General features: G+C 59.9%; 23 protein-coding genes. 13 read left to right on the top strand and 10 right to left on the bottom strand.

From position 1 onward, the window contains the following. Positions 1-327: 327 nt before the first annotated feature. Entirely contained in the window at positions 328-714 is a 387-nt protein-coding gene (locus AC3WK5_RS24825) for a DUF6124 family protein (protein WP_103315784.1), read from the top strand. A 46-nt stretch (positions 715-760) separates the two neighbouring features. On the opposite strand, the gene AC3WK5_RS24820 is transcribed toward AC3WK5_RS24825, so the two are convergent. Beyond that, positions 761-1,477, bottom strand: coding sequence for an SIMPL domain-containing protein (locus AC3WK5_RS24820; RefSeq protein ID WP_103315783.1), 717 nt, complete (start codon positions 1,475-1,477; stop codon positions 761-763). A gap of 379 nt (positions 1,478-1,856) precedes the next feature. Here AC3WK5_RS24820 and AC3WK5_RS24815 point away from each other — a divergent pair, with 379 nt between their 5' ends. The 4 genes from AC3WK5_RS24815 to AC3WK5_RS24800 all read left to right on the top strand — a co-directional run bounded on the left by AC3WK5_RS24815 (position 1,857) and on the right by AC3WK5_RS24800 (position 6,432). Next, positions 1,857-3,119, top strand: a complete 1,263-nt coding sequence (locus AC3WK5_RS24815; RefSeq protein WP_103315782.1) for an ATP-binding protein — start codon at positions 1,857-1,859, stop codon at positions 3,117-3,119. Continuing rightward, positions 3,112-3,672: a response regulator transcription factor gene (locus AC3WK5_RS24810; RefSeq protein ID WP_103315781.1), complete on the top strand. Its 561-nt coding sequence runs from the start codon at positions 3,112-3,114 to the stop codon at positions 3,670-3,672. The genes AC3WK5_RS24815 and AC3WK5_RS24810 overlap by 8 nt, the downstream gene beginning before the upstream one ends. Positions 3,673-3,768: 96 nt before the next feature. After that, the gene (locus tag AC3WK5_RS24805) at positions 3,769-5,496 is read left to right on the top strand and encodes an ABC transporter ATP-binding protein/permease (RefSeq protein WP_103315780.1); all 1,728 of its coding nucleotides are present in this window, start codon (positions 3,769-3,771) and stop codon (positions 5,494-5,496) included. 189 nt (positions 5,497-5,685) lie between these two features. After that, positions 5,686-6,432 carry a FadR/GntR family transcriptional regulator gene (locus AC3WK5_RS24800; RefSeq protein WP_177474799.1) on the top strand — a complete coding sequence of 249 codons (747 nt, stop codon included), beginning with the start codon at positions 5,686-5,688 and terminating at the stop codon, positions 6,430-6,432. A gap of 11 nt (positions 6,433-6,443) precedes the next feature. On the opposite strand, the gene AC3WK5_RS24795 is transcribed toward AC3WK5_RS24800, so the two are convergent. From AC3WK5_RS24795 to AC3WK5_RS24785, 3 genes are all read right to left on the bottom strand, one after another. Further along, positions 6,444-6,800 carry a hypothetical protein gene (locus tag AC3WK5_RS24795; RefSeq protein ID WP_103315778.1) on the bottom strand — a complete coding sequence of 119 codons (357 nt, stop codon included), beginning with the start codon at positions 6,798-6,800 and terminating at the stop codon, positions 6,444-6,446. A 247-nt stretch (positions 6,801-7,047) separates the two neighbouring features. Then, positions 7,048-7,239, bottom strand: a complete 192-nt coding sequence (locus tag AC3WK5_RS24790) for a hypothetical protein (protein ID WP_103315777.1) — start codon at positions 7,237-7,239, stop codon at positions 7,048-7,050. Positions 7,240-7,253: 14 nt separating this feature from the next. After that, complete coding sequence (locus AC3WK5_RS24785; protein ID WP_103315776.1) at positions 7,254-8,873, bottom strand: phospholipase; 1,620 nt, start codon at positions 8,871-8,873, stop codon at positions 7,254-7,256. Between the two features lie 236 nt (positions 8,874-9,109). Here AC3WK5_RS24785 and kdgD point away from each other — a divergent pair, with 236 nt between their 5' ends. The 5 genes from kdgD to AC3WK5_RS24760 all read left to right on the top strand — a co-directional run bounded on the left by kdgD (position 9,110) and on the right by AC3WK5_RS24760 (position 15,685). Further along, positions 9,110-10,021, top strand: coding sequence for a 5-dehydro-4-deoxyglucarate dehydratase (gene kdgD / locus AC3WK5_RS24780; RefSeq protein WP_054594015.1), 912 nt, complete (start codon positions 9,110-9,112; stop codon positions 10,019-10,021). A 74-nt stretch (positions 10,022-10,095) separates the two neighbouring features. Next, complete coding sequence (locus AC3WK5_RS24775; protein WP_103315775.1) at positions 10,096-11,541, top strand: aldehyde dehydrogenase family protein; 1,446 nt, start codon at positions 10,096-10,098, stop codon at positions 11,539-11,541. Between the two features lie 99 nt (positions 11,542-11,640). Then, a complete protein-coding gene (locus AC3WK5_RS24770; protein WP_103315774.1) occupies positions 11,641-13,002 on the top strand; it encodes an MFS transporter in 1,362 nt (453 codons plus the stop codon). Between the two features lie 11 nt (positions 13,003-13,013). Then, on the top strand, positions 13,014-14,567 hold the full coding sequence (garD, locus tag AC3WK5_RS24765) for a galactarate dehydratase (RefSeq protein ID WP_103315773.1): 1,554 nt from the start codon (positions 13,014-13,016) through the stop codon (positions 14,565-14,567). Between the two features lie 176 nt (positions 14,568-14,743). After that, a complete protein-coding gene (locus AC3WK5_RS24760; RefSeq protein WP_103315772.1) occupies positions 14,744-15,685 on the top strand; it encodes an AEC family transporter in 942 nt (313 codons plus the stop codon). Positions 15,686-15,875: 190 nt separating this feature from the next. Here the strand turns inward: AC3WK5_RS24760 and AC3WK5_RS24755 are convergent, their stop codons facing one another. The 6 genes from AC3WK5_RS24755 to gatC all read right to left on the bottom strand — a co-directional run bounded on the left by AC3WK5_RS24755 (position 15,876) and on the right by gatC (position 21,198). Then, on the bottom strand, positions 15,876-16,268 hold the full coding sequence (locus AC3WK5_RS24755) for a carboxymuconolactone decarboxylase family protein (protein ID WP_054594010.1): 393 nt from the start codon (positions 16,266-16,268) through the stop codon (positions 15,876-15,878). Then, a complete protein-coding gene (locus tag AC3WK5_RS24750) occupies positions 16,265-17,335 on the bottom strand; it encodes a calcium/sodium antiporter (protein ID WP_103315771.1) in 1,071 nt (356 codons plus the stop codon). Before AC3WK5_RS24750 ends, AC3WK5_RS24755 begins: the two co-directional genes overlap by 4 nt. Positions 17,336-17,385: 50 nt before the next feature. After that, entirely contained in the window at positions 17,386-17,760 is a 375-nt protein-coding gene (locus AC3WK5_RS24745; protein ID WP_103315770.1) for a septal ring lytic transglycosylase RlpA family protein, read from the bottom strand. 226 nt (positions 17,761-17,986) lie between these two features. Continuing rightward, entirely contained in the window at positions 17,987-19,432 is a 1,446-nt protein-coding gene (gene gatB, locus AC3WK5_RS24740) for an Asp-tRNA(Asn)/Glu-tRNA(Gln) amidotransferase subunit GatB (protein WP_054594007.1), read from the bottom strand. A gap of 10 nt (positions 19,433-19,442) precedes the next feature. Further along, complete coding sequence (gatA, locus tag AC3WK5_RS24735; RefSeq protein WP_054594006.1) at positions 19,443-20,894, bottom strand: Asp-tRNA(Asn)/Glu-tRNA(Gln) amidotransferase subunit GatA; 1,452 nt, start codon at positions 20,892-20,894, stop codon at positions 19,443-19,445. Between the two features lie 16 nt (positions 20,895-20,910). Further along, positions 20,911-21,198 (bottom strand): Asp-tRNA(Asn)/Glu-tRNA(Gln) amidotransferase subunit GatC, encoded by a 288-nt coding sequence (gene gatC, locus AC3WK5_RS24730; protein WP_007915356.1) that lies wholly within the window; start codon positions 21,196-21,198, stop codon positions 20,911-20,913. A 210-nt stretch (positions 21,199-21,408) separates the two neighbouring features. On the opposite strand from gatC, the gene mreB reads away from it, so the two are divergent. The 3 genes from mreB to mreD all read left to right on the top strand — a co-directional run bounded on the left by mreB (position 21,409) and on the right by mreD (position 24,196). Then, positions 21,409-22,446, top strand: a complete 1,038-nt coding sequence (gene mreB, locus AC3WK5_RS24725) for a rod shape-determining protein MreB (RefSeq protein WP_002555108.1) — start codon at positions 21,409-21,411, stop codon at positions 22,444-22,446. 143 nt (positions 22,447-22,589) lie between these two features. After that, positions 22,590-23,714, top strand: coding sequence for a rod shape-determining protein MreC (gene mreC / locus AC3WK5_RS24720; RefSeq protein WP_256585154.1), 1,125 nt, complete (start codon positions 22,590-22,592; stop codon positions 23,712-23,714). Then, on the top strand, positions 23,714-24,196 hold the full coding sequence (mreD, locus tag AC3WK5_RS24715; RefSeq protein ID WP_019691882.1) for a rod shape-determining protein MreD: 483 nt from the start codon (positions 23,714-23,716) through the stop codon (positions 24,194-24,196). The genes mreC and mreD overlap by 1 nt, the downstream gene beginning before the upstream one ends. Positions 24,197-24,199 lie beyond the last annotated feature (3 nt).

The following is a 24,199-nucleotide window of genomic DNA, read 5'->3' as shown; positions in this document are numbered from 1 at the left end:
GTCAGCCGAGGGCATGAGGACGAATGTTCCGACGAGTTGTGGCGGTTGCGCTGGGTTCGGGGCTGCGCCTAACCTTTGGTTGTCGCTGCAAAATCAGCGATCAGGTGTGGAAACCTGGAATCTCAGTAGGCGTATAGCCTCACCACCGCAATCGTTGCCGATGTATTCTCTCGTCGGCAAGAAAAGCGTCATGGCGGCTGTGCGTGGGCAGACTTCGGTCTGACCGGGGTCCTACTGTCCCGTTTTCCACCCCACGTATAGCCGCCACCTATTTGCCGTGTGGAAATGGCAAAAGATGGCTCCAATTTGCGAGTAAGGAGCATCTGCATGGACAAGTTAATCCCCGATCCCCCCGCACCCGACGACGTTTCCCCGTACGAATCCCTCGATTCCAAAAAGCTCCATGACGCTGCCCACCGGGCACTGGATCACTACCTGAAACCGACGCTCGCCAAACTGCGCTTCAGTGATTTGCGTTCTGATCGGTTATTCAGTGTCGCCCCTGAGGTGGGCACTGAAAGCCTGTTGGCCAATGCCTCGGAAGACCTGGCGTCGGTGAAAGTCATGGCCGCCGACCTGGCGTTCGAGATCGAAGGTTCGCGGCGCCATGTGGCGCTGGCGATTTGTCGGCTGGTGGATCGCGTGCAGTTGCTGGTGGACAGGGCGCTGGATGATTTCGATGTGCCGGAGCCAGCGGAGTACCAGGTCAAGTAGGGCGCGGTGGGTCAGTCAGCGAAAGGCTGGCTGACCCACCTCAACTTCAAGGCATCAACACTTCAATCGAGCCATCGGCGGTCATGCTGACCTGGCTGGTGCCGGCTTCGACATCCGGGGTCACCGGTGCCGAGTCCATGCCCGCGGCTTTCATCATCATCGGCGCACGCAGGTAAGGCTGTGGATAGCCGTTGCTGTTGAGGTTCAGGTTGACGATTTTGTAACCCTTGCCGCCCAGTGCATCGGTGGCCAGTTGGGCGCGGGCCTTGAAGGCGGTGACGGCTTCCTTGAGCAGCGCATCTTCGCTGGCCTTGCGGGTCGGGGTGGCGATGGCGAAGTCCATGCCGCCCATTTTCAGGTCGGTCAGCAGTTCGCCGGTGAGCTTGGACAGCGCCGCGAAGTTCGAGCTTTCCAGGCGCAGTTCGGCACGTTCACGCCAGCCAGTGATCTTCTGGCCCTTGGTGTCGTAGATCGGGTAGCTGTGACGGCTGCCCTGGCGCAGGGTGATGTCCTTGACCTGTTTGGCCTGGGCCAGCGCCTTGTTCATGGTGGTACTGACGTCGGCGGCGAGTTTCGCCGGGTCGGTGTTTTGTTCTTCGGTGTAGAGGGTCACGATCATCAGGTCGCGGGCCACTTCCTGACTGACTTCGGCGCGCAGGGCAATCTGGTTGTAGTGAAGTTCGTCGGCGGCCAACGCTGGCAGGCTGGCGACGGTGCCGGCACTGAGGGCGAGAAGGGCGGCGCTGCGGCGCAATGTGTTCATGAAGTCTCCTTGGGCGGTGCGCAGGGGTAAGGGTCCAAGCCTGCGTGAAACCATCAGACTGTAGCTTTTATTGTCGGGTTCACCCGATTACAACTTCTATACAGATCTGACCGCCTACCGTTCCCCTTGGCAGAAGAGCTTTTGTGGCGAGGGAGCTTGCTCCCGCTCGGCTGCGAAGCAGTCGTAATCCTGTGTACGCGGTTCTCCAGATATACCCAGTCGACAGGTTTTGGGCCTGCTTCGCAGTCCATCGGGGGCAAGCCCCCTCACCACAATGGATCTTCAATGTCCTGTGGCGCTTTGCCGCACTTTTGCCTGTCGGGGCCCTCGCTTGGTTATACTCGACGCGATCCGCCTGGAGCGCTCATCAGGAGAGCTCATGCTCGCCCCCGTACAACTGCTTTCCGCGACTCGCCAGAACCTCTGGCGACTGACGTTCATCCGCACCCTGGTGCTGGCCGCTCAGGCCGGTTCGGTGGGGCTCGCCTACTGGTTCAACCTGTTGCCGCTGCCGTGGTTTCAACTGGCGGCGACCCTCGGCTGCTCAATGCTACTGTGTGCATTTACCGCGATCCGCTTGCGCACTTCGTGGCCGGTCACCGAGCTCGAATACGCCGTGCAACTGGCCTGCGACCTGTTTATCCACAGTGCGCTGCTGTATTTCTCCGGTGGTTCGACCAACCCGTTCGTTTCCTATTACCTGGTGCCGCTGACCATCGCTGCCGTCACGCTGCCGTGGCGTTATTCGGTGATTCTCTCGGGCATCGCGCTGGCGATGTACACCTTGTTACTGGCGCAGTTTTACCCGCTGGAAACATTCCCGATGTACCGGGAAAAGATGCAGATCTACGGCATGTGGCTGAGTTTTGCCTTGGCCGCTGCGGTGATTACCTTCTTTGCTGCGCGGATGGCCGAAGAGTTGCGCCGCCAGGAAGAACTGCGGGCGATTCGTCGGGAAGAAGGTCTGCGCGATCAACAATTGCTGGCCGTGGCGACTCAGGCCGCTGGCGCCGCTCACGAACTGGGTACGCCGCTGGCGACCATGAGCGTGCTGCTCAAGGAAATGCAGCAGGATCATCACGACCCGTTGCTGCAAGATGACTTGAGGGTGCTGCAGGATCAGGTAAAGCTGTGCAAGGAGACCTTGCAACAGCTGGTTCGCGCTGCCGAAGCCAATCGCCGGCTGGCGGTAGAGATGCAGGGCGTCAGCGTCTGGCTCGATGAAGCGCTTAACCGCTGGCATCTGATGCGTCCCGAAGCAACCTACCGCTTGCGGCGCCTGGGACTTGGCGATGAACCGCGTCTGGCGCCGCCGCCGGACCTGACCCAGGCCTTGCTGAACTTGTTGAACAACGCCGCCGATGCCTGCCCCGAAGGGCTGGAAGTGACGCTGAACTGGGATTCCGTCGAGCTGACCATCAGTATTCGCGACCATGGCGCCGGTGTGCCGCTGGCGATTGCCGAACAGATCGGCAAGCCGTTTTTTACCACCAAGGGCAAAGGTTTCGGCCTGGGCCTGTTTTTGAGCAAGGCCAGCGTGACACGCGCTGGCGGCTCAGTGAAACTCTACAGTCATGAGGAAGGCGGTACGCTCACCGAGCTGCGCCTGCCCCGTGTCGCCCGAGGAGACGAACATGAGTGACGAGATCCAAGTCGAAGGCGAAGACCTGCCGCATTTGTTGCTGGTAGACGACGACGCAACATTCACCCGCGTCATGGCCCGCGCCATGAGCCGCCGCGGCTTTCGGGTCAGCACCGCAGGCTCTGCCGAAGAAGGCCTGACCATCGCTCAGGCCGATCTGCCTGATTTTGCCGCGCTGGACCTGAAAATGGACGGCGATTCGGGCCTGGTGCTGCTGCCCAAGCTGCTCGAACTCGACCCGGAAATGCGCGTGGTGATCCTCACCGGTTACTCGAGCATTGCTACTGCCGTCGAGGCGATCAAACGCGGTGCCTGCAACTACCTGTGCAAACCGGCCGACGCCGATGACGTGCTGGCCGCTTTGCTCTCAGAACACGCCGACCTTGATACCCTTGTGCCGGAAAACCCTATGTCGGTGGATCGCCTGCAATGGGAGCACATCCAACGCGTGCTGACCGAGCATGAAGGCAACATCTCCGCCACTGCCCGCGCCCTGGGCATGCACCGGCGCACCCTGCAGCGCAAACTGCAGAAGCGTCCCGTTCGTCGCTGAACCGGCGCTGAACGGTTATCGCCAGACCTCGCGACAACCCGAGCCGATCATCTATGATCGGCTTGTGCCTGTTCTTTTCTTTATCGAGTCTGAACCATGAATCAGAACGCTGAATATTCCGCGGTCAACGACAGTGTGCGCGGGCAGTTTTTTCGCCGTGTCTGGCAGATGATCACGCCGTACTGGCGCAGTGAAGAGAAGGGTACCGCCTGGGCACTGCTGATCGCAGTGATCGTGCTGTCGCTGATCAGCGTGGGGATCTCGGTGTGGTTCAACACCTGGTACAAGGACTTCTACAACGCCCTGCAAAAGAAGGACGAAGCGGCGTTCTGGCATCTGATCCTGTATTTCAGCGCGATTGCCGCGGTGGCGATTGTCGGTGCGGTGTACCGGCTCTACCTGACCCAGATGCTGACTATTCGCTGGCGGGCCTGGCTCACCGAGAAGCACTTCGCCCGTTGGCTCGGCGACAAGAACTACTATCAGCTGGAGCAGGGCGGTTACACCGATAACCCGGACCAGCGGATTTCCGAAGACCTTAACAACTTCACGTCCAACACCCTGGCTTTGGGGCTGGGCCTGATCCGCAATATCGTCAACCTGGTGTCGTTCTCGATCATCCTGTGGGGTGTGTCGGGCAGTATCGAGGTGTTTGGCTTTACCATTCCCGGCTACATGTTCTGGTGCGTGCTGGTCTATGCGGCGGTTGGCAGCTGGCTGACGCATTTGATCGGTCGCCGCTTGATCGGTCTGAATAACCAACAACAACGCTTCGAAGCCGACCTGCGTTTTTCCATGGTCCGGGTGCGTGAAAACGCCGAGAGTATCGCCCTGTACAACGGCGAACCGAACGAACATCAGCGCTTGAGCACACGGTTTGGCAGGGTCTGGCACAACTTCTGGGACATCATGAAAGTGTCCAAGCGCCTGACCTTCTTTACCTCCGGTTACGGCCAGATCGCGATTATCTTCCCGTTCATGGTCGCCGCGCCGCGCTACTTTGCCGGCAAGATCGAACTCGGTGAGCTGATGCAAATCAGCTCGGCCTTCGGCAACGTGCAGGAGAGTTTCAGCTGGTTCATCAGTGCGTACCAGGAACTCGCCTCGTGGCGCGCCACCTGCGACCGTTTGCTGAGTTTCCGTCAGGCCATGAGCGAAAACGAAGAGCGCCAGCCGGCCATCGACGTGCAGAATCAGGGCTCGGAGCTGAAGATCCACAACCTGGGGCTGGACCTGGCCGACGGTCGTCACTTGCTGACTAATGCCGACATGACGGTAGAGGCGGGCGAGCGCGTCATGCTCAGCGGTCGTTCCGGCAGTGGCAAATCCACCTTGCTGCGGGCGATGGGGCACCTTTGGCCTGCAGGCCACGGCAATATCCGACTGCCGGCTGCGCGTTATCTGTTCCTCCCGCAAAAGCCGTATCTACCGATTGGCAGCCTGCGTGACGCCCTGAGTTATCCACAGGCCGGCGACACCTACACGCACGAGCACTACGTGCGCGTGCTGGAAACCTGCCGTTTGCCGCATCTGGTTTCCCGCCTCGACGAAGCCAATCACTGGCAGCGAATGCTCTCACCGGGTGAGCAGCAACGTCTGGCGTTTGCCCGAGCGCTGCTCTACGCGCCGCAATGGCTGTACATGGACGAAGCGACCTCGGCGATGGACGAAGAAGATGAAGCGTCGCTGTATCAGGCACTGATCGATCACTTGCCAGGCCTGAGCATCGTCAGCGTCGGCCATCGCAGCAGCCTGAAACGTTTCCATCCACGGCATGTGCGGATCGACAGCGGCCATCTGCTGGAGCAGACCGTTACCGCGTAAACACCGTCTCGCTTGCCGTAGGAGCAAGGCTTGCCCGCGATGGTCTTGATGCGGTCTCTCTGATAAACCGCATCATCGTTCATCGCGGGCAAGCCTTGCTTCTACGGGGCGAAGTTCACCGGCAGTGATCGTACAACTGCGCTGCGCTATGATGCGTTCACCACCGTTTGCCTGAGACTGATGTTCACCATGGAAAACCCGATCGACGCCCCCCGTCTTCCGCGCAAGCGCCGCAGCCTCGCGCAGGAACTGGTTACGGTGCTGTCCGAGCAGATTCGCGACGGCATGCTCAAGCGTGGCGACAAGTTGCCCACCGAGTCGGCGATCATGGAGGCCCATGGCGTCAGCCGCACCGTGGTGCGTGAAGCGATATCGCGTTTGCAGGCGGCGGGGCAGGTTGAAACCCGTCATGGCATCGGCACGTTTGTGCTCGACACGCCGAGCCCAAGCGGCTTTCGCATCGATCCGGCGACCGTGGTGACCTTGCGCGATGTGCTGGCGATCCTGGAGTTGCGCATAAGCCTGGAAGTGGAGTCCGCAGGTTTGGCCGCGCAACGCCGCAGCCCCGAACAGTTGGCCTTGATGCGCGCAGCTCTGGATGCCCTCAACGAAAGCGCGGCCCACGCCGGCGATGCGGTGGCATCGGACTTCCAGTTCCATTTGCAGATTGCCCTGGCCACCGGCAACCGCTACTTCACCGACATCATGACCCACTTGGGCACCAGCATCATTCCGCGTACCCGGCTCAATTCTGCGCGGCTGGCCCACGATGACCAGCAGCACTACATGAATCGTCTGGCGCGTGAACACGAAGAAATCTACGACGCCATCGCCCGCCAGGATTCGGACGCAGCCCGCGCAGCCATGCGCCTGCACCTGACCAACAGCCGTGATCGACTGCGCCATGCCCATGAAGAGGCAGAAGCGCAGCGCTGAGGCGGGAGGGGTTATTCTTTGACTTTGATGGTCAAGACTGGGGATACGACCACATTGCCGGATTGGTCAACGACGCTGTAATGCAGTTTGGCAGTGGCGCCTGCAACGAGGTTCTTTTCAAAGACGTGTTTCGGGATGGCGACAGTAATATTTTTTCCCACCTCCGCAGCAGTTACAACGTGCACTGCGCTCCAATGATTGCCGTAAGAGGGTTGAACGGTAAACTTGACTGTCTGGCCTGCCACCATGTTTGCATACGACGGAACCAATCCGTGGGCCGGGTCTATCAAGTTGTGAACGTAAAGCACCCCTTCTTGGGCTTCTTTAAGGGCGGGGGGGGCAAGCAGAACCTTCTGTTGTGCGGTCATGATCAAAATCCCTTTAACGATATTTCAAACCGTTTGATAAGCGCGGCGTTGAGCGCTGCGCTAAAGGAGCCGGTTTGCTAACTCCCGAGCTATTTAAGTCACAGCCGACTAAGCCCGCCTACTGTCAGAAATTACAGGTTCGACGAGTGGTAGGTATTCGGAGGTCCGGTTGCAAGAACGGTGTTGCCTGGCAGATTGTCTTCGCGAGCAAGCCCGCGAAGGGGCCGCCAGCTATCTCACTATAACTTCAGCCAGTCTTGAGGATCGAACGATCCACCCTCACCGCCAGTTTCCCGACTCCGGGTTTGGCGTTAAACGCTACGTTTCCCTTTTCATCCACAACTGCCCGTGCAACCGGCACGCCATTGGCCAGCAGTTCCAGCGGTGCGCCGTTGAGGGATTGGCCCGAGGCCAGTTCGAGTGTCAGGTTGATAGTCATCGGTGATTTCCTTATCAGGCGTTGCGGTCAATGAAGGTGCTGGTGTGCGCGTCGATCGAGCCGATCAGCTCGGGTGAGCCACCGCGAAACTGGCGGAAAATGTTGCGTGAGGCGCCGTTGCCCGGCACGTTCAGCGTTGGCTGAAAGCGTTCGCTCAACTCCGCGTAATTCGACCAGGGGCCGATGTAGGACTCATTCAAGCCGTTGGTGTAGCTGAAGGCGTAACGCACGGCATTGCCTGGCAACCAGTTGGGTTCGCCGGGTGTTTGGCTCTGCCAGCCGTCAGCCTGGATCGTCGGTGCGATGGCGGGGGATTCCAGGTAGCCGGTCGGTTTGTTCGGTGTGTAGTCCTTGAGCAGCAAGTAGGTGCTCCAGCCCCACCAGTTGTCGATCCGGCTGCTGTCGTTGAGGTTGTTGACGTCGCTGCGACGCAGCACCTTGTTGCCATCCAGAACAAATAACCCGGAGAAGTTGCCCGCCGGTTTTTTCACGGCGTTGAGGTCAGGCAGATACTTCAGCGCAACGTAGCTGGAAGGCGCGGGCAGTGAACCGCTGAGGAAGGTCCCGAAGACTTCGTCGGCCGAGCGCTGGACCGCGAGTTTGACCTGTTTGCGGTTGGCGCTGTCGACCGAGTCGAAGTAGCGTTTGTCGCCGTAGGCATGCCACTGATCACCGTTGGCGTTGTTCACGTTGAGGCCGTATTTGCTGTCTTCGTCGTGCATGAAACGGGTGATCAGCGAACCCAGGTCACTCGGCGTAACCGCTGCTGCCAGTTGTTTGCGCGGGATTCGCAGATGGCCGGCAGAGAACAGGTCGGTCAGGTAATGGTCGGCAAAAGCGTTCATTGCGTAGGCCAGTTCCAACTGCTTTTCATCGCCACTGTTGTGGGCCAGAACGGCCTGTTGCAGGGCGGCGGTGTGCCCGGCGATGTACGCCAGCAACGCCCATTCACCGAAGTGGTCGGCGTTGTTCGCCGCCAGTTTCAGATAGCGCCCCAAGGGGAACAGTGCTGAGACGAAACTGCCGCCGCCGGTGATTTTGTTCCACTCTTCGGACAACGTATCACCGAGTGCGTCGTAGGCCTCGTGGGGTTGTTTGCCGTCCCTGATCGCCTGATTGGCGGCAGCGATTTCCTTCTGCATCACGCCGAGAATCAACCCGGCTTCTGCTCGTGACGCCGGCAGTACGGCCAGTGAGTTGAACGCGGCAGTAAAACGCTGGATGCGATCAACCGGGGTCGCGCCATCGCAGATTGGCTGGTCGGGAATGCCGTAGAAATCACCGCCTAGCGAAACGATTTGGCCGTAGCTCAGTGCCAGGCCATTGGGCAGGTGCAATGGCACTTGCCAGGCCGCAATGGCCGGTGCGTCCTTGACGAAGCGCAGCAGGGTGGCATCGCCGATGGCGGTGTGTTCGCCGCCTTCGAAGCGCGGTGCAGGCTCGGTGTTCAGCGATTTTCCAGCCAGATCAGGTGCGTGATGTTTGGGGCTGTGTTGACTGTGAGTCAGCAGTATCAGGTGATCGCCGTCACCGGAAATGGCAATGCCACGTTCGCTGAACAGCTGATCCAGATCGGCAATGATCCGGTCGTCATGATTGAGGTTTTCCTGCGATTGGGTGTGTAGACCTGACATTTCTAGCTCCTTGATATGTCGTAGGTTGCGTCTCTAATAACTGTATGTATATACAGTTGTTGTCGAGCATAGCTGCAAAATCTCCTACGTCAAGGAAGTGCTTTTTCTTACCCGGATTTTCCATCTGGCGATGAAATGCAGTTGACGGTCGTATTTTAAGTTGTACGATGACTTACAACTTCGGCGAGAGCTGAGCAGGTTTTCTCATCACAACGTGCGTCCAGGGTGTTCGAATAATGAATCCACAAGAACTGAAGTCCATCCTCTCCTCCGGTTTGCTGTCCTTCCCGGTTACCGATTTCAATGCTCAGGGCGATTTCCATCGCGCGGGCTATATCAAACGTCTCGAATGGCTGGCCCCATACGGCGCTTCGGCCTTGTTCGCCGCAGGCGGCACCGGTGAGTTCTTCTCCCTGGCGGCCAGCGAATATTCTGAAGTGATCAAGACGGCTGTAGACACCTGCGCCAGCAGCGTGCCGATTCTGGCCGGTGTCGGTGGTTCGACCCGTCAGGCCATCGAATACGCTCAAGAAGCCGAGCGCCTGGGCGCCAAAGGCTTGCTGCTGCTGCCGCACTACTTGACTGAAGCCAGTCAGGACGGCGTTGCCGCTCACGTTGAAGCCGTGTGCAAATCGGTCAAGATCGGTGTAATCGTCTACAACCGCAATGTCTGCCGCTTGACCGCGCCGCTGCTGGAACGCCTAGCTGAACGCTGCCCGAATCTGATCGGCTACAAGGATGGCCTGGGTGATATCGAGTTGATGGTGTCGATCCGTCGCCGTCTCGGTGATCGCTTCAGCTACCTGGGTGGTCTGCCGACTGCCGAAGTCTATGCCGCGGCTTATAAGGCGCTGGGCGTTCCGGTCTATTCCTCGGCGGTGTTCAACTTCCTGCCGAAAATGGCGATGGACTTCTACCACGCCATCGCCCGCGACGATCACGCTACCGTCGGCAAACTGATCGATGACTTCTTCCTGCCTTACCTGGACATCCGTAACCGCAAGGCCGGTTACGCGGTGAGCATCGTCAAGGCGGGCGCGAAAATCGCCGGCTACGATGCCGGTCCCGTACGTACCCCGCTGACTGACCTGACGCCGGAAGAGTTCGAAATGCTCGCGGCGTTGATGGACAAGCAAGGCGCGCAATAACCCGCTGAATCAACCAGGGCCGCTGAGCAATCGGCGGCTTTTTGTGTAAGAACTTCTGTTAAGGGGAAAGCGCTGTGGCAGACGTAAAACGATTCGACAACTTCATTGGCGGCCAATGGGTCGCGGGTGCCGAGTACTCGACCAATATCAACCCGTCCGAGTTGTCCGATGTCATTGGCGAATACGCCAAGGCTGACCTGGCTCAGGTGAACGCCGCCATCGACGCCGCTCGTGCTGCATTCCCGGCCTGGTCGACCTCTGGCATTCAGGCCCGTAGCGATGCGCTGGATAAAGTCGGCAGCGAAATCCTCGTGCGTCGCGAAGAACTCGGCACCTTGCTGGCGCGGGAGGAGGGCAAGACCCTGCCCGAAGCCATCGGCGAAGTGTCTCGCGCCGGCAACATCTTCAAGTTCTTTGCGGGTGAGTGCCTGCGCTTGTCCGGCGATTACCTGCCGTCGGTGCGTCCTGGCGTCAACGTCGAAGTCACCCGCGAAGCCCTTGGCGTGGTGGGTTTGATCACGCCGTGGAACTTCCCGATTGCGATCCCGGCGTGGAAAATCGCCCCGGCCTTGGCCTACGGCAACTGCGTGGTGCTCAAGCCGGCAGAACTGGTGCCCGGTTGCGCCTGGGCCCTGGCTGAAATCATTTCCCGTGCCGGTTTCCCGGCCGGGGTGTTCAATCTGGTGATGGGCAGCGGTCGAGTGATCGGCGACGCCATGGTCAACAGCCCGAAAGTCGATGGCATCAGCTTCACCGGCTCGGTGGGCGTAGGCCGGCAGATCGCGGTCAACTGTGTGTCGCGTCAGGCCAAGGTGCAGTTGGAAATGGGCGGCAAGAACCCGCAGATCATTCTCGACGATGCTGACCTTAAGCAAGCTGTCGAACTGTCGGTGCAGAGCGCGTTTTATTCCACTGGCCAGCGTTGCACGGCCTCGAGCCGCTTGATTGTCACCGCCGGGATTCACGACAAATTTGTCGAGGCCATGGCTGAGCGGATGAAGTCGATCAAGGTCGGGCATGCCCTGAAAAGCGCTACCGATATCGGCCCGGTGGTTTCCCAGACACAACTGGAACAGGACTTGAAGTACATCGACATTGGCCAGTCCGAAGGTGCGCGACTGGTCAGCGGCGGTGGTTTGGTGACCTGCGACACCGAAGGCTATTACCTTGCGCCAACGCTGTTTGCCGACAGCGAAGCGGCCATGCGTATCAGCCGCGAAGAGATCTTCGGCCCGGTGGCGAACATCGTTCGGGTGGCCGATTACGACGCGGCGCTGGCGATGGCCAACGACACCGAGTTCGGTTTGTCGGCGGGTATCGCCACCACCTCGCTGAAGTACGCCAACCACTTCAAGCGCCACTCCCAGGCCGGGATGGTGATGGTCAACCTGCCGACTGCCGGTGTCGATTATCACGTGCCTTTTGGTGGCCGAAAAGGTTCATCCTATGGATCGCGGGAGCAAGGTCGCTACGCGCAGGAGTTCTACACCGTGGTGAAGACGTCCTATATCGGTTCGTAACACGCAACACCGTTTTCTGTGGGAGCACGCTCGCTCCCACAGAAAGCAAAAATCAAAACGATTACCCGCAAAAAAAATAATTAGTGGGAGTACATCTACATGCAAGCGACCAAGCCGACCCACGTCCGCTATTTAATCCTGCTCATGCTGTTTCTGGTGACCACGATCAACTACGCCGACCGTGCCACCATCGCCATTGCCGGCTCCAGCCTGCAAAAGGACCTGGGCATCGACGCCGTCACCCTCGGCTACATTTTCTCTGCATTCGGTTGGGCCTACGTCGCCGGTCAGATCCCCGGCGGCTGGCTGCTCGACCGCTTCGGTTCGAAAAAAGTCTATGCCCTGAGCATCTTCACCTGGTCGCTGTTCACCGTGCTGCAAGGCTATGTCGGTGAGTTCGGTGTCTCCACCGCCATCGTCGCGCTGTTCATGTTGCGCTTCCTGGTGGGCCTGGCCGAAGCGCCATCCTTCCCCGGTAATGCACGCATCGTTGCGGCCTGGTTTCCAACCGCCGAACGCGGGACCGCCTCGGCGATCTTCAACTCGGCGCAATACTTCGCCACGGTGATCTTCGCGCCGCTGATGGGCTGGATCGTCTACACCTTCGGCTGGCAGCACGTGTTTATGGTGATGGGCGGGATCGGCATCGTGTTTTCGCTGATCTGGTTGAAAATTATCCACAGTCCGCGCCAGCACCCGATGATCAATGACGCCGAGTTCAAGCACATCGCCGACAACGGCGGTCTGGTCGACATGGATCAGAATCAGGGCAAGCGCAGCGACGGGCCGAAGTGGGATTACGTGCGCCAACTGCTGAGCAACCGCATGATGCTTGGCGTGTACCTGGGCCAGTACTGCATCAACGGCATCACCTATTTCTTCCTGACCTGGTTCCCGGTGTACCTGGTGCAGGAGCGCGGCATGACCATTCTCAAAGCCGGTTTCATTGCCTCACTGCCGGCGATCTGCGGGTTTATCGGTGGGGTGCTGGGCGGACTCATTTCCGACTATCTGCTGCGCAAGGGCCACTCGCTGACCTTCGCCCGCAAGGCGCCGATCATCGGTGGGCTGTTGCTGTCGACCAGCATTGTGGCCTGCAACTACGTGAACATTGAATGGATCGTCGTGGGCTTCATGGCCCTGGCCTTCTTCGGCAAAGGTGTGGGCGCATTGGGTTGGGCGGTGGTTTCCGATACCTCGCCAAAACAGATCGCGGGCTTGAGTGGCGGGCTGTTCAACATGTTCGGCAATATCGCGTCGATCACTACACCGATCGTGATTGGCTACATCATCAGTACCACCGGCTCCTTCAAATGGGCGCTGGTGTTTGTCGGCTGCAACGCGCTGGTCGCGGTGTTCAGCTATCTGGTGATCGTCGGCCCGATCAAGCGCGTGGTACTCAAAGAGCCACCCGCCGATGGCTCCCAACTGACTAACAAATTGTCTCAAGCGCATTCCTGAGGAGCGGCGTCATGCAGTTGATTGAACATTCCGACTCGCCGCGCTACATCCGGCTGCACGAGCGCGACAACGTGGTGATCGTGGTCAATGACCAGGGCGTACCGGCCGGCACTGAATTCCTGGACGGCTTGGTGACCGTGGAGTTCGTGCCGCAGAGCCACAAGGTGACGCTGGAGGATATCCCCGAGGGCGGCCAGGTGATCCGTTACGGCCAGACCATCGGTTACGCCTTGCAGCCGATCCCGCGTGGCAGTTGGGTCAAGGAAGATCAACTGCGCATGCCCACCGCACCGCCGCTGGACAGCCTGCCGCTGTCCACCGAGGTGCCGGCCGCACAAGCGCCGCTGGAAGGCTTCACCTTCGAGGGTTATCGCAATGCTGACGGCACCGTCGGTACGCGCAACATTCTCGGGATCACCACTACCGTGCAATGCGTCACCGGGGTGCTCGACCATGCGGTCAAGCGCATCAAGGACGAGTTGCTGCCCAAGTACCCGCACGTCGATGACGTGATCGCATTGACCCATAGTTACGGCTGCGGCGTGGCGATTACCGCCACCGACGCCTACATCCCGATCCGCACTGTGCGCAACCTGGCACGCAACCCGAACCTGGGCGGCGAAGCGTTGGTGATCAGCCTGGGCTGCGAGAAATTGCAGGCCGGGCAGGTGATGCACGAGAACGACAGCTCGGTGGACCTCAGCGAGCCGTGGTTGTATCGCTTGCAGGACTCCAGTCACGGTTTCGGCGAGATGATCGAACAGATCATGGCGTTGGCCGAAGTCCGTCTGAAGAAACTCGACCTGCGTCGCCGCGAAACCGTACCGGCGTCCGAGTTGATCCTCGGCATGCAGTGCGGTGGCAGTGATGCGTTTTCCGGAATTACCGCCAACCCGGCGCTGGGTTATGCCTCGGACTTGTTGCTAAGGGCCGGGGCGACGGTGATGTTTTCCGAAGTCACTGAAGTGCGCGACGCGATCTATCTGCTGACTTCGCGGGCAGAAACCAAGCAAGTCGCCCAGGAACTGGTGCGCGAAATGGACTGGTACGACCGTTACCTGGCCAAGGGCGAAGCGGATCGCAGTGCCAACACCACGCCGGGTAACAAGAAGGGCGGGTTGTCGAACATTGTCGAGAAATCCCTGGGCTCGATCGTCAAATCCGGCAACAGCGCGATCAACGGCGTGCTCGGCCCGGGCGAACGGTTCAAGCGCAAAGGGCTGATTTTCTGCGCAACCCCAGCCAGTGATTTTGTCTGCGGCACTTTGCAACTGGCGGCCGGGATGAACCTGCACGTGTTCACCACTGGGCGCGGCACGCCTTATGGCCTGGCGATGGCGCCGGTGGTCAAGGTCTCGACCCGAACCGAGCTGGCCCAGCGTTGGCCGGATCTGATCGACATTGATGCGGGGCGGATTGCCACGGGGCGCGCATCAATCGAGGAATTGGGCTGGGAGTTGTTCCATTTCTATCTGGACGTGGCCAGTGGCAGGAAGCAGACCTGGGCGGAGCAGCACAAACTGCACAACGACATTACCTTGTTCAACCCGGCGCCCATCACCTGAGACCGAGTCACCTCAATCGCGGGCAGCCTTGCTCCTACAAGTTTTGTAGCGTCGTTTTGTGCCCGGCAAAAATATTGTAGGAGCAAGGCTTGCCCGCGATGGCGGTCTACCAGACGCCAGCGTCTTCAGTGGCTTATCATTAGCCCCCTAACGACGCCCCTCAAGGTTCACCCGGCATGCTGGCAATCTTTCTCGAAACGCTGACCATCACCGCGCCAGTCTTTGCCATGTTGTTTTTGGGCGTTCTGCTCAAGCGCATCAACTGGATCAACGACGACTTTATCCACACCGCCTCGGCATTGGTGTTCAACGTCACCATGCCGGCACTGCTGTTTCTCGGGATTGTGCACGCCGACCTGCACGCGGCCTTGAAGCCGGCGCTGCTGATCTATTTCGCCCTGGCGACCCTGGCGTGTTTCGCCATTGCCTGGGGCTGGGCGATCTGGCGTTGCCCGCGCGAGGATCGCGGGATCTACACCCAGGGCGCGTTTCGCGGCAATAACGGGGTCATCGGCCTGGCGCTGGCGGCGAGCATGTACGGCGACTACGGAATTTCCCTCGGGGCGATTCTTGCCGCGCTGGTGATCCTGTTTTACAACACGCTGTCGACCATCGTGCTGGCGGTGTACAGCCCGGTGATCAAGTCCGATCCCTGGAGCATCTGCAAAAGCGTGCTCAGCAATCCGTTGATCATCAGTGTGATATCCGCCGCGCCGTTCGCCTATTTCAAGATCGGCTTACCCGGCTGGCTGGAAACGTCCGGCAACTACCTGGCGCAGATGACCTTGCCGCTGGCGTTGATCTGCATTGGCGGCACGCTGTCGCTGGCGGCGTTGCGCAAGAGCGGTGACCTGGCGTTGAGTTCAAGTCTGGTGAAGATGATCGGCTTGCCGATTTTGGCCACGCTGGGGGCCTGGCTCTGGGGTTTTCGCGGTCCCGAGTTGGGGATTTTGTTCCTGTACTTCGGCAGTCCGACGGCCGCCGCCAGTTTTGTCATGGCCCGGGCGGCCAATGGCAACCATGAACTGGCGGCGGCGATCATCGTCATCACCACGTTGATGGCGGCGGTCACCACCAACCTCGGGATCTTTGTGTTGCAGTGGGGCGGGTGGATTTAGCCGCTTCTGTGCCAAACCGGGACTTGTGGCGAGGGGGCTTGCCGGAACGCCGCACCGCCCCGTTCGGCCGCGTAGCGGTCGTAAAATCGGCGACAGTGACTTTCCTGACAGAGCCCATTTGCACATGATGGGCCTGCTACGCAGACCAACGGGGGCAAGCCCCCTCGCCACAATGGATTCGTCCAGCCTGTTACTCAGACTTCTGGTAACTGTCGATCACTTCCTGCGCTGCCCGAAACGCTTCCATCGCTGCTGGCACGCCGGCGTAGACCGCGCAGTGCATCAGCGTTTCGCGGATCTCGTCGACCGTGCAGCCGTTGTTCAGCGCGCCACGCACGTGGCCTTTGAGTTCTTGCGGGCACTTGAGTGAGGTCAGGGCTGCGAGGGTGATCAGGCTGCGGGTCTTCAATTCCAGACCACCGCGGTTCCATACCGCACCCCAGGCGTGTTCGTTGACGAACTCCTGAAACGGTCGGGTCAGCTCGGTGGCATTGCCCATGGAACGGTCGACGAAGGCGTCGCCCATGACCTGGCGCCGTACTTCAATGCCGGTCGGTTGGCTGGAGCCGGGTTTGTCGGTCATGGCGATTCCCTCTTGTGGTGTTGGCGGTGCCAGGCGCGCAGTGACGTAAACAGCAAAAACGCCACCAGCGCCGGCAGGACGAAAAACAGCATCAGGTGTTCAAGCTTGCCGGCCAGTGGCATGCCCGTGGTAAACGACACGACATGCAGTCCATACGCCAGGTACAAGGCCAGAAACAGCAGGCCTTCGGCGCGGGTGATTCGATAGCCTGAATAGAACATAGGTAAACACAGCACGCTGACCGCCAGCAGCACCGGCAAGTCGAAGTCCAGTGCGTTGGGCGATACCGACAGCGGTGTCGGCGCGACCAGGGCGGTGACGCCCAGCACGCCCAGCAGGTTGAGCAGATTGCTGCCGATCACGTTGCCCACGGCGATGTCGCGCTGACCACGCAGGGCGGCGATCAGCGAGGTGGCCAGTTCCGGCAGCGACGTGCTGACGGCAATGATGGTCAAACCGATAATGCGTTCTGACAGGCCGAGGTCGGTCGCCACCTCGACCGCTGCGCTGAGCAACAGATGCCCGGCAAACACCAGCAACGCCAGCCCCGAGAGCATCAGCAACACGCTGCTCAACCACGGAGCGCCGGATGCGTTGTTGCTGTCTGCCGGAGTGGTGTGCGGGCGCACCGAGTGCCGTGACTGATGCAGCAACAACCCGAGGTACAGCACCAGCGCAGCTAACAGAATCGTGCCGTCGAGCGGTGTCAGTCGTTCATTCCAGGCGAGAGCGAACACCAGCAGGCTGGCGCCGATCATCACCGGGATATCCAGGCGCACCAATTGCCGGGAGACCCGCAACGGGATGATCAGCGCCGAGAGTCCGAGGGTGACCAGGATGTTGAAGATGTTGCTGCCAATCACGCTACCGACGGCGATGTCGGTGTTTTGCATCAGCGTCGCTTGCAGGCTGATTGCCATTTGCGGTGCGCTGCTGCCGAGGGCTACGACGCTCAGGCCGATGATCAGCGGTCGCACCTTCAAGCGTGCGGCCAGGCGCACGGCGGCGCGGACCAGTAACTCGGCGCCGGCGATCAGCAGTACCAGGCCACTGAACAGTTGCAGCACGCTGAGCAGTGGTAAATCGGCAAGTCCGAAAATGGCCTGGGCTCCGTCTGTCAGTTGTCGAGGGATTGCACGCGAACCTGCGCAGTGCCACTGCCCAGCATGCCCAACCGCTGGGCCGCTTCGCGAGACAGATCGATCAGGCGCCCACGGGTGTGTGGTCCGCGATCGTTGATGCGCACGACACAGGATTTATCGTTATTGAGGTTGGTGACCTTCACCCGGGTACCAAAGGGTAATTGGCGATGGGCGGCGGTCAGAGAATTGGCGTTGAAACGCTCGCCACTGGCGGTGCGTTTACCCTGGTGTTTGGCGCCGTAGTACGAGGCCACGCCGGTCTTGTCGTAGCCGTGTGGATCGATGACATCCGTGCTGGCGCAACCGGCCAGTAGAGAGAGCAGGGCGCACGCGCCAAGTAGACGTTTCATTGAAAGAGCTCCCCAAATAAATGTGGGAGCGAGCCTATTGTGGCGAGCGGGCTTGCCCGCGCTGGGTTGCGAAGCAGCCCCAAAACCTGGATTCCGGTTGTATCTGATAAACCGTGCCACCAAGTTTTGGGACTGCTGTGCAGTCCAACGGGGGCAAGCCCCCTCGCCACAACAAGCCCGCTCCCACAGGGAATTGAGCCAGTAGTCAGAGCTGGCTCCATTCCGGTCAGCCCTCGAGCTTGCTTTTCAGCAGTTCGTTGACCTGTTGCGGGTTGGCTTTGCCTTTGGAGGCTTTCATCGCCTGACCCACGAAGAAGCCGAACATCTTGCCGCGCTTGGCTTCGTCTGCCGCGCGGTACTGTTCAACCTGTTCGGCGTTGGCTGCGAGCATTTCGTCGAGTACGGCCGAGATTGCGCCGCTGTCGGTGACCTGCTTCAAGCCGCGCTTGTCGATGATCTCGTCGGCGCTGCCTTCGCCGTTGGCCATGGCTTCGAACACAGTCTTGGCGATTTTGCCGGAGATGGTGTTGTCCTTGATGCGCAACAGCATGCCGCCCAACTGTTCGGCCGAGACCGGTGCTTCGTCGATTTCCAGGCCCTGTTTGTTCAGCAGGCTGCCCAGTTCGACCATGACCCAGTTGGCTGCCAGTTTGGCGTCACCGGCGATACTCACGACTTTTTCGAAGTAGTCCGCTTGCTCGCGGCTCGAGGCCAATACGCTGGCATCGTAGACCGACAGGCCGAACTGCTCCTGGAAGCGCTCGCGTTTTTGCGGTGGCAATTCCGGCAGGGTGGCGCGGATGTCATTGAGGAACGAGTCCTCGATGACCACCGGCAACAGGTCCGGATCGGGGAAGTAACGGTAGTCGTTGGCTTCCTCTTTGCTGCGCATGGCGCGGGTTTCGTCTTTGTTCGGGTCGTACAGGCGCGTCTGCTGGATCACCTTGCCGCCGTCTTCGATCAGTTCGATCTGGCGACGCACTTCGGTGTTGATCGCCTTCTCGATGAAACGGAACGAGTTGACGTTCTTGATCTCGCAGCGCGTGCCGAACTCGACCTGGCCTTTTGGACGGATCGACACGTTGCAGTCGCAACGCAGCGAACCTTCGGCCATGTTGCCGTCGCAGATGCCCAGATAACGCACCAGCGCGTGGATCGCCTTGACGTAAGCCACGGCTTCCTTGGCGCTGCGCATGTCCGGCTCGGAAACGATCTCCAGCAACGGCGTGCCGGCACGGTTCAGGTCGATGCCGGTGGCGCCGTTGAATTCTTCATGCAGGCTTTTACCGGCGTCTTCTTCCAGGTGCGCGCGGGTGATGCCGACGCGTTTGACCGTGCCGTCTTCCAGCGGGATGTCCAGGTGGCCCTTGCCGACGATCGGCAACTCCATCTGGCTGATCTGGTAGCCCTTCGGCAGGTCCGGATAGAAGTAGTTCTTGCGGGCGAACACGTTGTGCTGGCCGATTTCGGCGTCAATCGCCAGGCCGAACATCACCGCCATGCGCACCGCTTCCTGGTTCAGCACCGGCAGTACGCCGGGCATGCCCAGGTCTACCAGGCTGGCCTGGGTATTGGGCTCAGAGCCAAACGTGGTGGCGCTGCCGGAGAATATCTTCGATTGGGTGGCGAGCTGGGTATGAATCTCCAGCCCGATCACGACTTCCCATTGCATGTGTTTCTCCTCAGAAGCCTGTCGGGGTGCGGGTGTGCCAGTCAGTGTTGAGCTGATACTGGTGGGCGACGTTCAACAGACGGCCTTCCTGGAAATACGGGGCGAGCAATTGCACGCCAACCGGCAGACCATCGACGAAACCGGCTGGCATCGACAGGCCCGGCAGGCCCGCGAGGTTGGCGGTGATGGTGTAGACGTCTTCCAGGTACGCAGCGACCGGGTCGCTGTTCTTGGCGCCGAGTTTCCAGGCCGGGTTCGGCGTGGTTGGGCCGAGGATGATGTCGACTTCATTAAAAGCAGCCATGAAATCGTTTTTCACCAGGCGGCGGATTTTTTGCGCCTTCAGGTAGTAGGCATCGTAGTAACCGGCCGACAGCGCGTAGGCACCGACCATGATCCGACGCTGCACTTCCGGGCCGAAACCCTCGCCGCGCGAACGCTTGTAGAGGTCGGTCAGGTCTTTCGGGTTTTCGCAGCGATAACCGAAACGCACGCCATCGAAACGCGACAGGTTGGAGGAGGCTTCGGCCGGGGCGATCACGTAGTACGCAGGAATCGCGTGCTGCATGTTCGGCAGGCTGATTTCCTTGACCACCGCGCCGAGCTTTTCCAGCTCCTTGACGCTGTTGTGGATCAACTCGGCGATACGCGGGTCGAGACCTGCGCTGAAGTATTCCTTCGGCACGCCGATGCGCAGGCCTTGCAGCGAACCGTTGAGGCCGGCGCTGTAGTCCGGCACGGGTTCGTCGATGCTGGTGGAGTCTTTCGGGTCGAAACCGGCCATCCCTTGCAGCAGGATCGCGCAGTCTTCAGCGGTGCGCGCCAATGGGCCACCCTGATCGAGGCTGGACGCGTAAGCGATCATGCCCCAGCGCGAAACACGACCGTACGTCGGTTTCAGGCCGGTGAGGTTGGTGAAGGCGGCCGGCTGTCGGATAGAACCGCCGGTGTCGGTGGCCGTCGCTGCTGGCAACAGGCGAGCGGCAACGGCCGCCGCCGAACCGCCGGACGAACCGCCGGGTACGTGCTCAAGGTTCCACGGGTTTTTCACCGCGCCGTAGTAGCTCGACTCGTTGGCCGAACCCATGGCGAATTCGTCCATGTTGGTCTTGCCCAGGGTCACGGCCCCGGCAGCGGCCAGCTTGGCGACCACGGTGGCGTCATACGGCGCCTTGAAGTTGTCGAGCATCTTCGAGCCGCAGCTGGTGCGGATGCCCTGGGTGCAGAACAGGTCTTTATGAGCGATCGGCGCACCGAGCAGGGCGCCGCTCTCACCATTGGCCCGGCGTACGTCAGCGGCTTTCGCCTGCGAGAGTGCGAGGTCTTCGGTGAGGCTGATGAAACTGTTGAGCTGAGGGTCGAGCTGGGCGATACGCGCCAGCAGCACTTTGGTCAGCTCTTCGGAAGAAAACTTTTTATCGGCGAGTCCGCGGGCGATCTCGGCCAGAGTCAATTGATGCATTGCAGGCTCTTTCCCTTTAGTCGATGACTTTCGGAACCAGATACAGGCCGTTTTCGACCGCTGGTGCGATGGACTGATAGGCCTCGCGATGATTGGACTCGGTCACGACGTCTGCGCGCAGGCGCTGACTGGCTTCCAGCGGGTGGGCCAGAGGCTCGATACCGTCGGTATTGACAGCCTGCATTTCGTCGACCAGCCCGAGAATGCTGTTCAGGGCCGAAGTGATGTGTGGAAGATCGGCATCATTAAGGCCAAGGCAGGCCAGATGAGCGATTTTTTCCACGTCGGAGCGTTCAAGCGCCATGGGATTCTCCAGTGGAAAACAGAACGGACGCTGTCCGTGTGTTAGATTGTCGGAACACTACCGCATTTCTACGGTCATAAGGCCGCGATTGTGGGGGTTGGTGCACAGAAAAGCGGCCAATTTAACATATTGGCGCCTTGCCCAAAATCCCTGTCGTTGTTAGAGTTTGCCGCACTTTTTTACCCACGCGTTGCCTAGGGTCCCTTTCCCATGTTCAAGAAACTGCGTGGCATGTTTTCCAGCGATCTTTCCATTGACCTGGGCACTGCCAACACCCTTATTTACGTGCGCGAGCGCGGTATCGTCCTGAATGAACCATCGGTTGTGGCCATTCGGACCCACGGTAATCAGAAAAGTGTCGTTGCTGTCGGCACCGAGGCCAAGCGCATGCTCGGCCGTACACCGGGCAACATTGCTGCCATTCGTCCGATGAAGGACGGCGTTATTGCCGACTTCAGTGTCTGCGAAAAGATGCTGCAGTATTTTATCAACAAGGTTCACGAAAACAGCTTTTTGCAACCTAGCCCTCGTGTGCTGATCTGCGTTCCATGCAAATCCACTCAGGTCGAGCGTCGTGCCATCCGTGAATCGGCCCTGGGTGCCGGTGCTCGTGAAGTGTTCCTGATCGAAGAGCCAATGGCTGCTGCGATCGGTGCCGGCCTGCCGGTTGAAGAAGCGCGCGGTTCGATGGTCGTCGATATCGGTGGTGGTACCACTGAAATCGCACTGATCTCCCTGAACGGTGTGGTTTACGCCGAGTCCGTACGGGTTGGCGGCGACCGCTTCGACGAAGCGATCATCACTTACGTGCGTCGCAACTACGGCAGCCTGATCGGCGAATCCACCGCCGAGCGCATCAAACAGGAAATCGGTACTGCCTACCCGGGCGGTGAAGTTCGCGAAGTCGACGTTCGCGGCCGTAACCTGGCTGAAGGCGTTCCACGTGCATTCACCCTGAACTCCAATGAAGTGCTGGAAGCTCTGCAAGAGTCCCTGGCAACCATCGTTCAGGCCGTGAAAAGCGCACTGGAGCAATCGCCGCCGGAACTGGCGTCGGATATCGCCGAGCGTGGCCTGGTACTGACCGGTGGTGGCGCCTTGCTGCGTGACCTCGACAAGTTGCTGGCCCAGGAAACCGGTCTGCCGGTGATCGTCGCCGAAGACCCGCTGACCTGCGTTGCTCGCGGCGGTGGCCGTGCATTGGAAATGATGGATAAACACACCATGGACCTGCTCTCCAGCGAATAATTTCGCCGGAGGCTTCTATGCTGTTTCGCGCGCAGGCAGCACTTTGCAGTGCTGCCTGTTGGCGTTTATCTTCTGTCAGTCTGCATCCAGGCCGGTTTGATGGCGTATGAATAAAGAGAACATTTGCCTGGGAGGAGCGGCTTATTAAACCGCTTTTCGCCAAAGGCCCCTCAATGGGCGTGCGCTTTCTGGTGCTGGCCGTGCTATCGGTCGCGCTGATGGTGGTCGATGCCCGCTTTGAAGTGCTCAAGCCTGCGCGCAGTCAGATGTCGCTGGTCTTGATGGACGCCTATTGGATCACCGACCTGCCGGAGCGGTTGTGGCAGGGTGTGAGCAGTCAATTTGGCAGCCGTACCGAACTGGTCGCCGAAAACGAAAAACTCAAGACTGAAAACCTGCTGCTGCAGGGGCGCATGCAAAAGCTTGCGGCCTTGACCGAGCAGAACGTTCGGCTGCGCGAGTTGCTCAACTCGTCGGCACTGGTCAATGAGAAGGTCGAAGTGGCCGAGTTGATCGGCGTCGATCCCAATCCCTTCACTCATCGCATCATCATCAACAAGGGTGAGCGCGACGGCGTGGTGCTCGGCCAACCGGTGCTCGATGCCCGTGGGCTGATGGGGCAGGTGGTCGAGCTGATGCCTTACACCTCGCGGGTGTTGTTGCTGACTGACACCACCCACAGCATTCCCGTGCAAGTGAACCGTAACGGTTTGCGGGCGATTGCCAGCGGTACCGGCAACCCGGAACGCCTGGAATTGCGTCACGTGGCGGACACGGCTGACATTAAAGAAGGCGACTTGCTGGTGAGTTCCGGTCTTGGCCAGCGTTTCCCGGCCGGTTACCCGGTGGCGACTGTCAAGGAAGTGATCCACGATTCCGGCCAGCCGTTCGCCATCGTGCGTGCGGTACCGACCGCAGCGCTCAACCGCAGTCGTTACATGTTGCTGGTGTTCAGCGATAGCCGCACCCCGGAAGAGCGTGCCAACGAAGCTGCTCAGGCCCAGGACGCAGATCAGCATCCCGGTGGTGCGGCATTTGTGCCAGCCACCGTGCCAAAACCTGCTGCCGCAGTTGCCCCGGCGCCAGCCGCCACTGCAGTTGCTCCAGCAACCGCAACACCCGCGGCGGCCAAGCCTGCGAGCAAACCTTCGACCCCGGCCAAGCCTGCTGCGCATTCCGCAGCAGTCAAACCGGCAGCGGTCGCCAAGCCGGCGGCGGCCAAACCGCCTGCCGCGGCGCCTGCAGCCACCACTCAGGGTAGAGAATAATGGCCAGCACCCGCTCCCGTAATGGCTGGATGATCTGGCTGACGTTTGTCATCGGCTTGTTGCTCAGTATCGTACCGTTCCCGCACGTCGAGATTTTGCGTCCGATGTTCCTCGCGCTACCGTTGGCGTATTGGGCATTGGAAGTGCCGCAGAAAGTCGGGATGCTCACGGCCTGGTGTCTGGGCATGGCGCAAGACGTGCTGTTCGGCACCTTGCTGGGACACAACGCACTGATTCTGACCCTGATCACCTTTTTGATCATGACGCTGCGACCGCGTTTGCGGATGTTTCCGATGTGGCAGCAAAGCCTGGTGATCCTGGTGATCCTGGGACTCGCACAACTGCTGCAATTGTGGCTCAGCGCCTTGACCGGTAACCGTCAGACGCTGGCCGTGCTTTTGCCTGCACTGATCAGCGCCTTGCTCTGGCCCTGGGTCAGTTTTGGATTGCGTGGGTTAAGCCGCCGCTACAAAATCAATTAATTC

This window comes from Pseudomonas sp. FW306-02-D09B (assembly GCF_058782685.1).
Note: the sequence above shows the minus strand (reverse complement) of the source record. Positions and strands in the feature narration are given on the sequence as shown.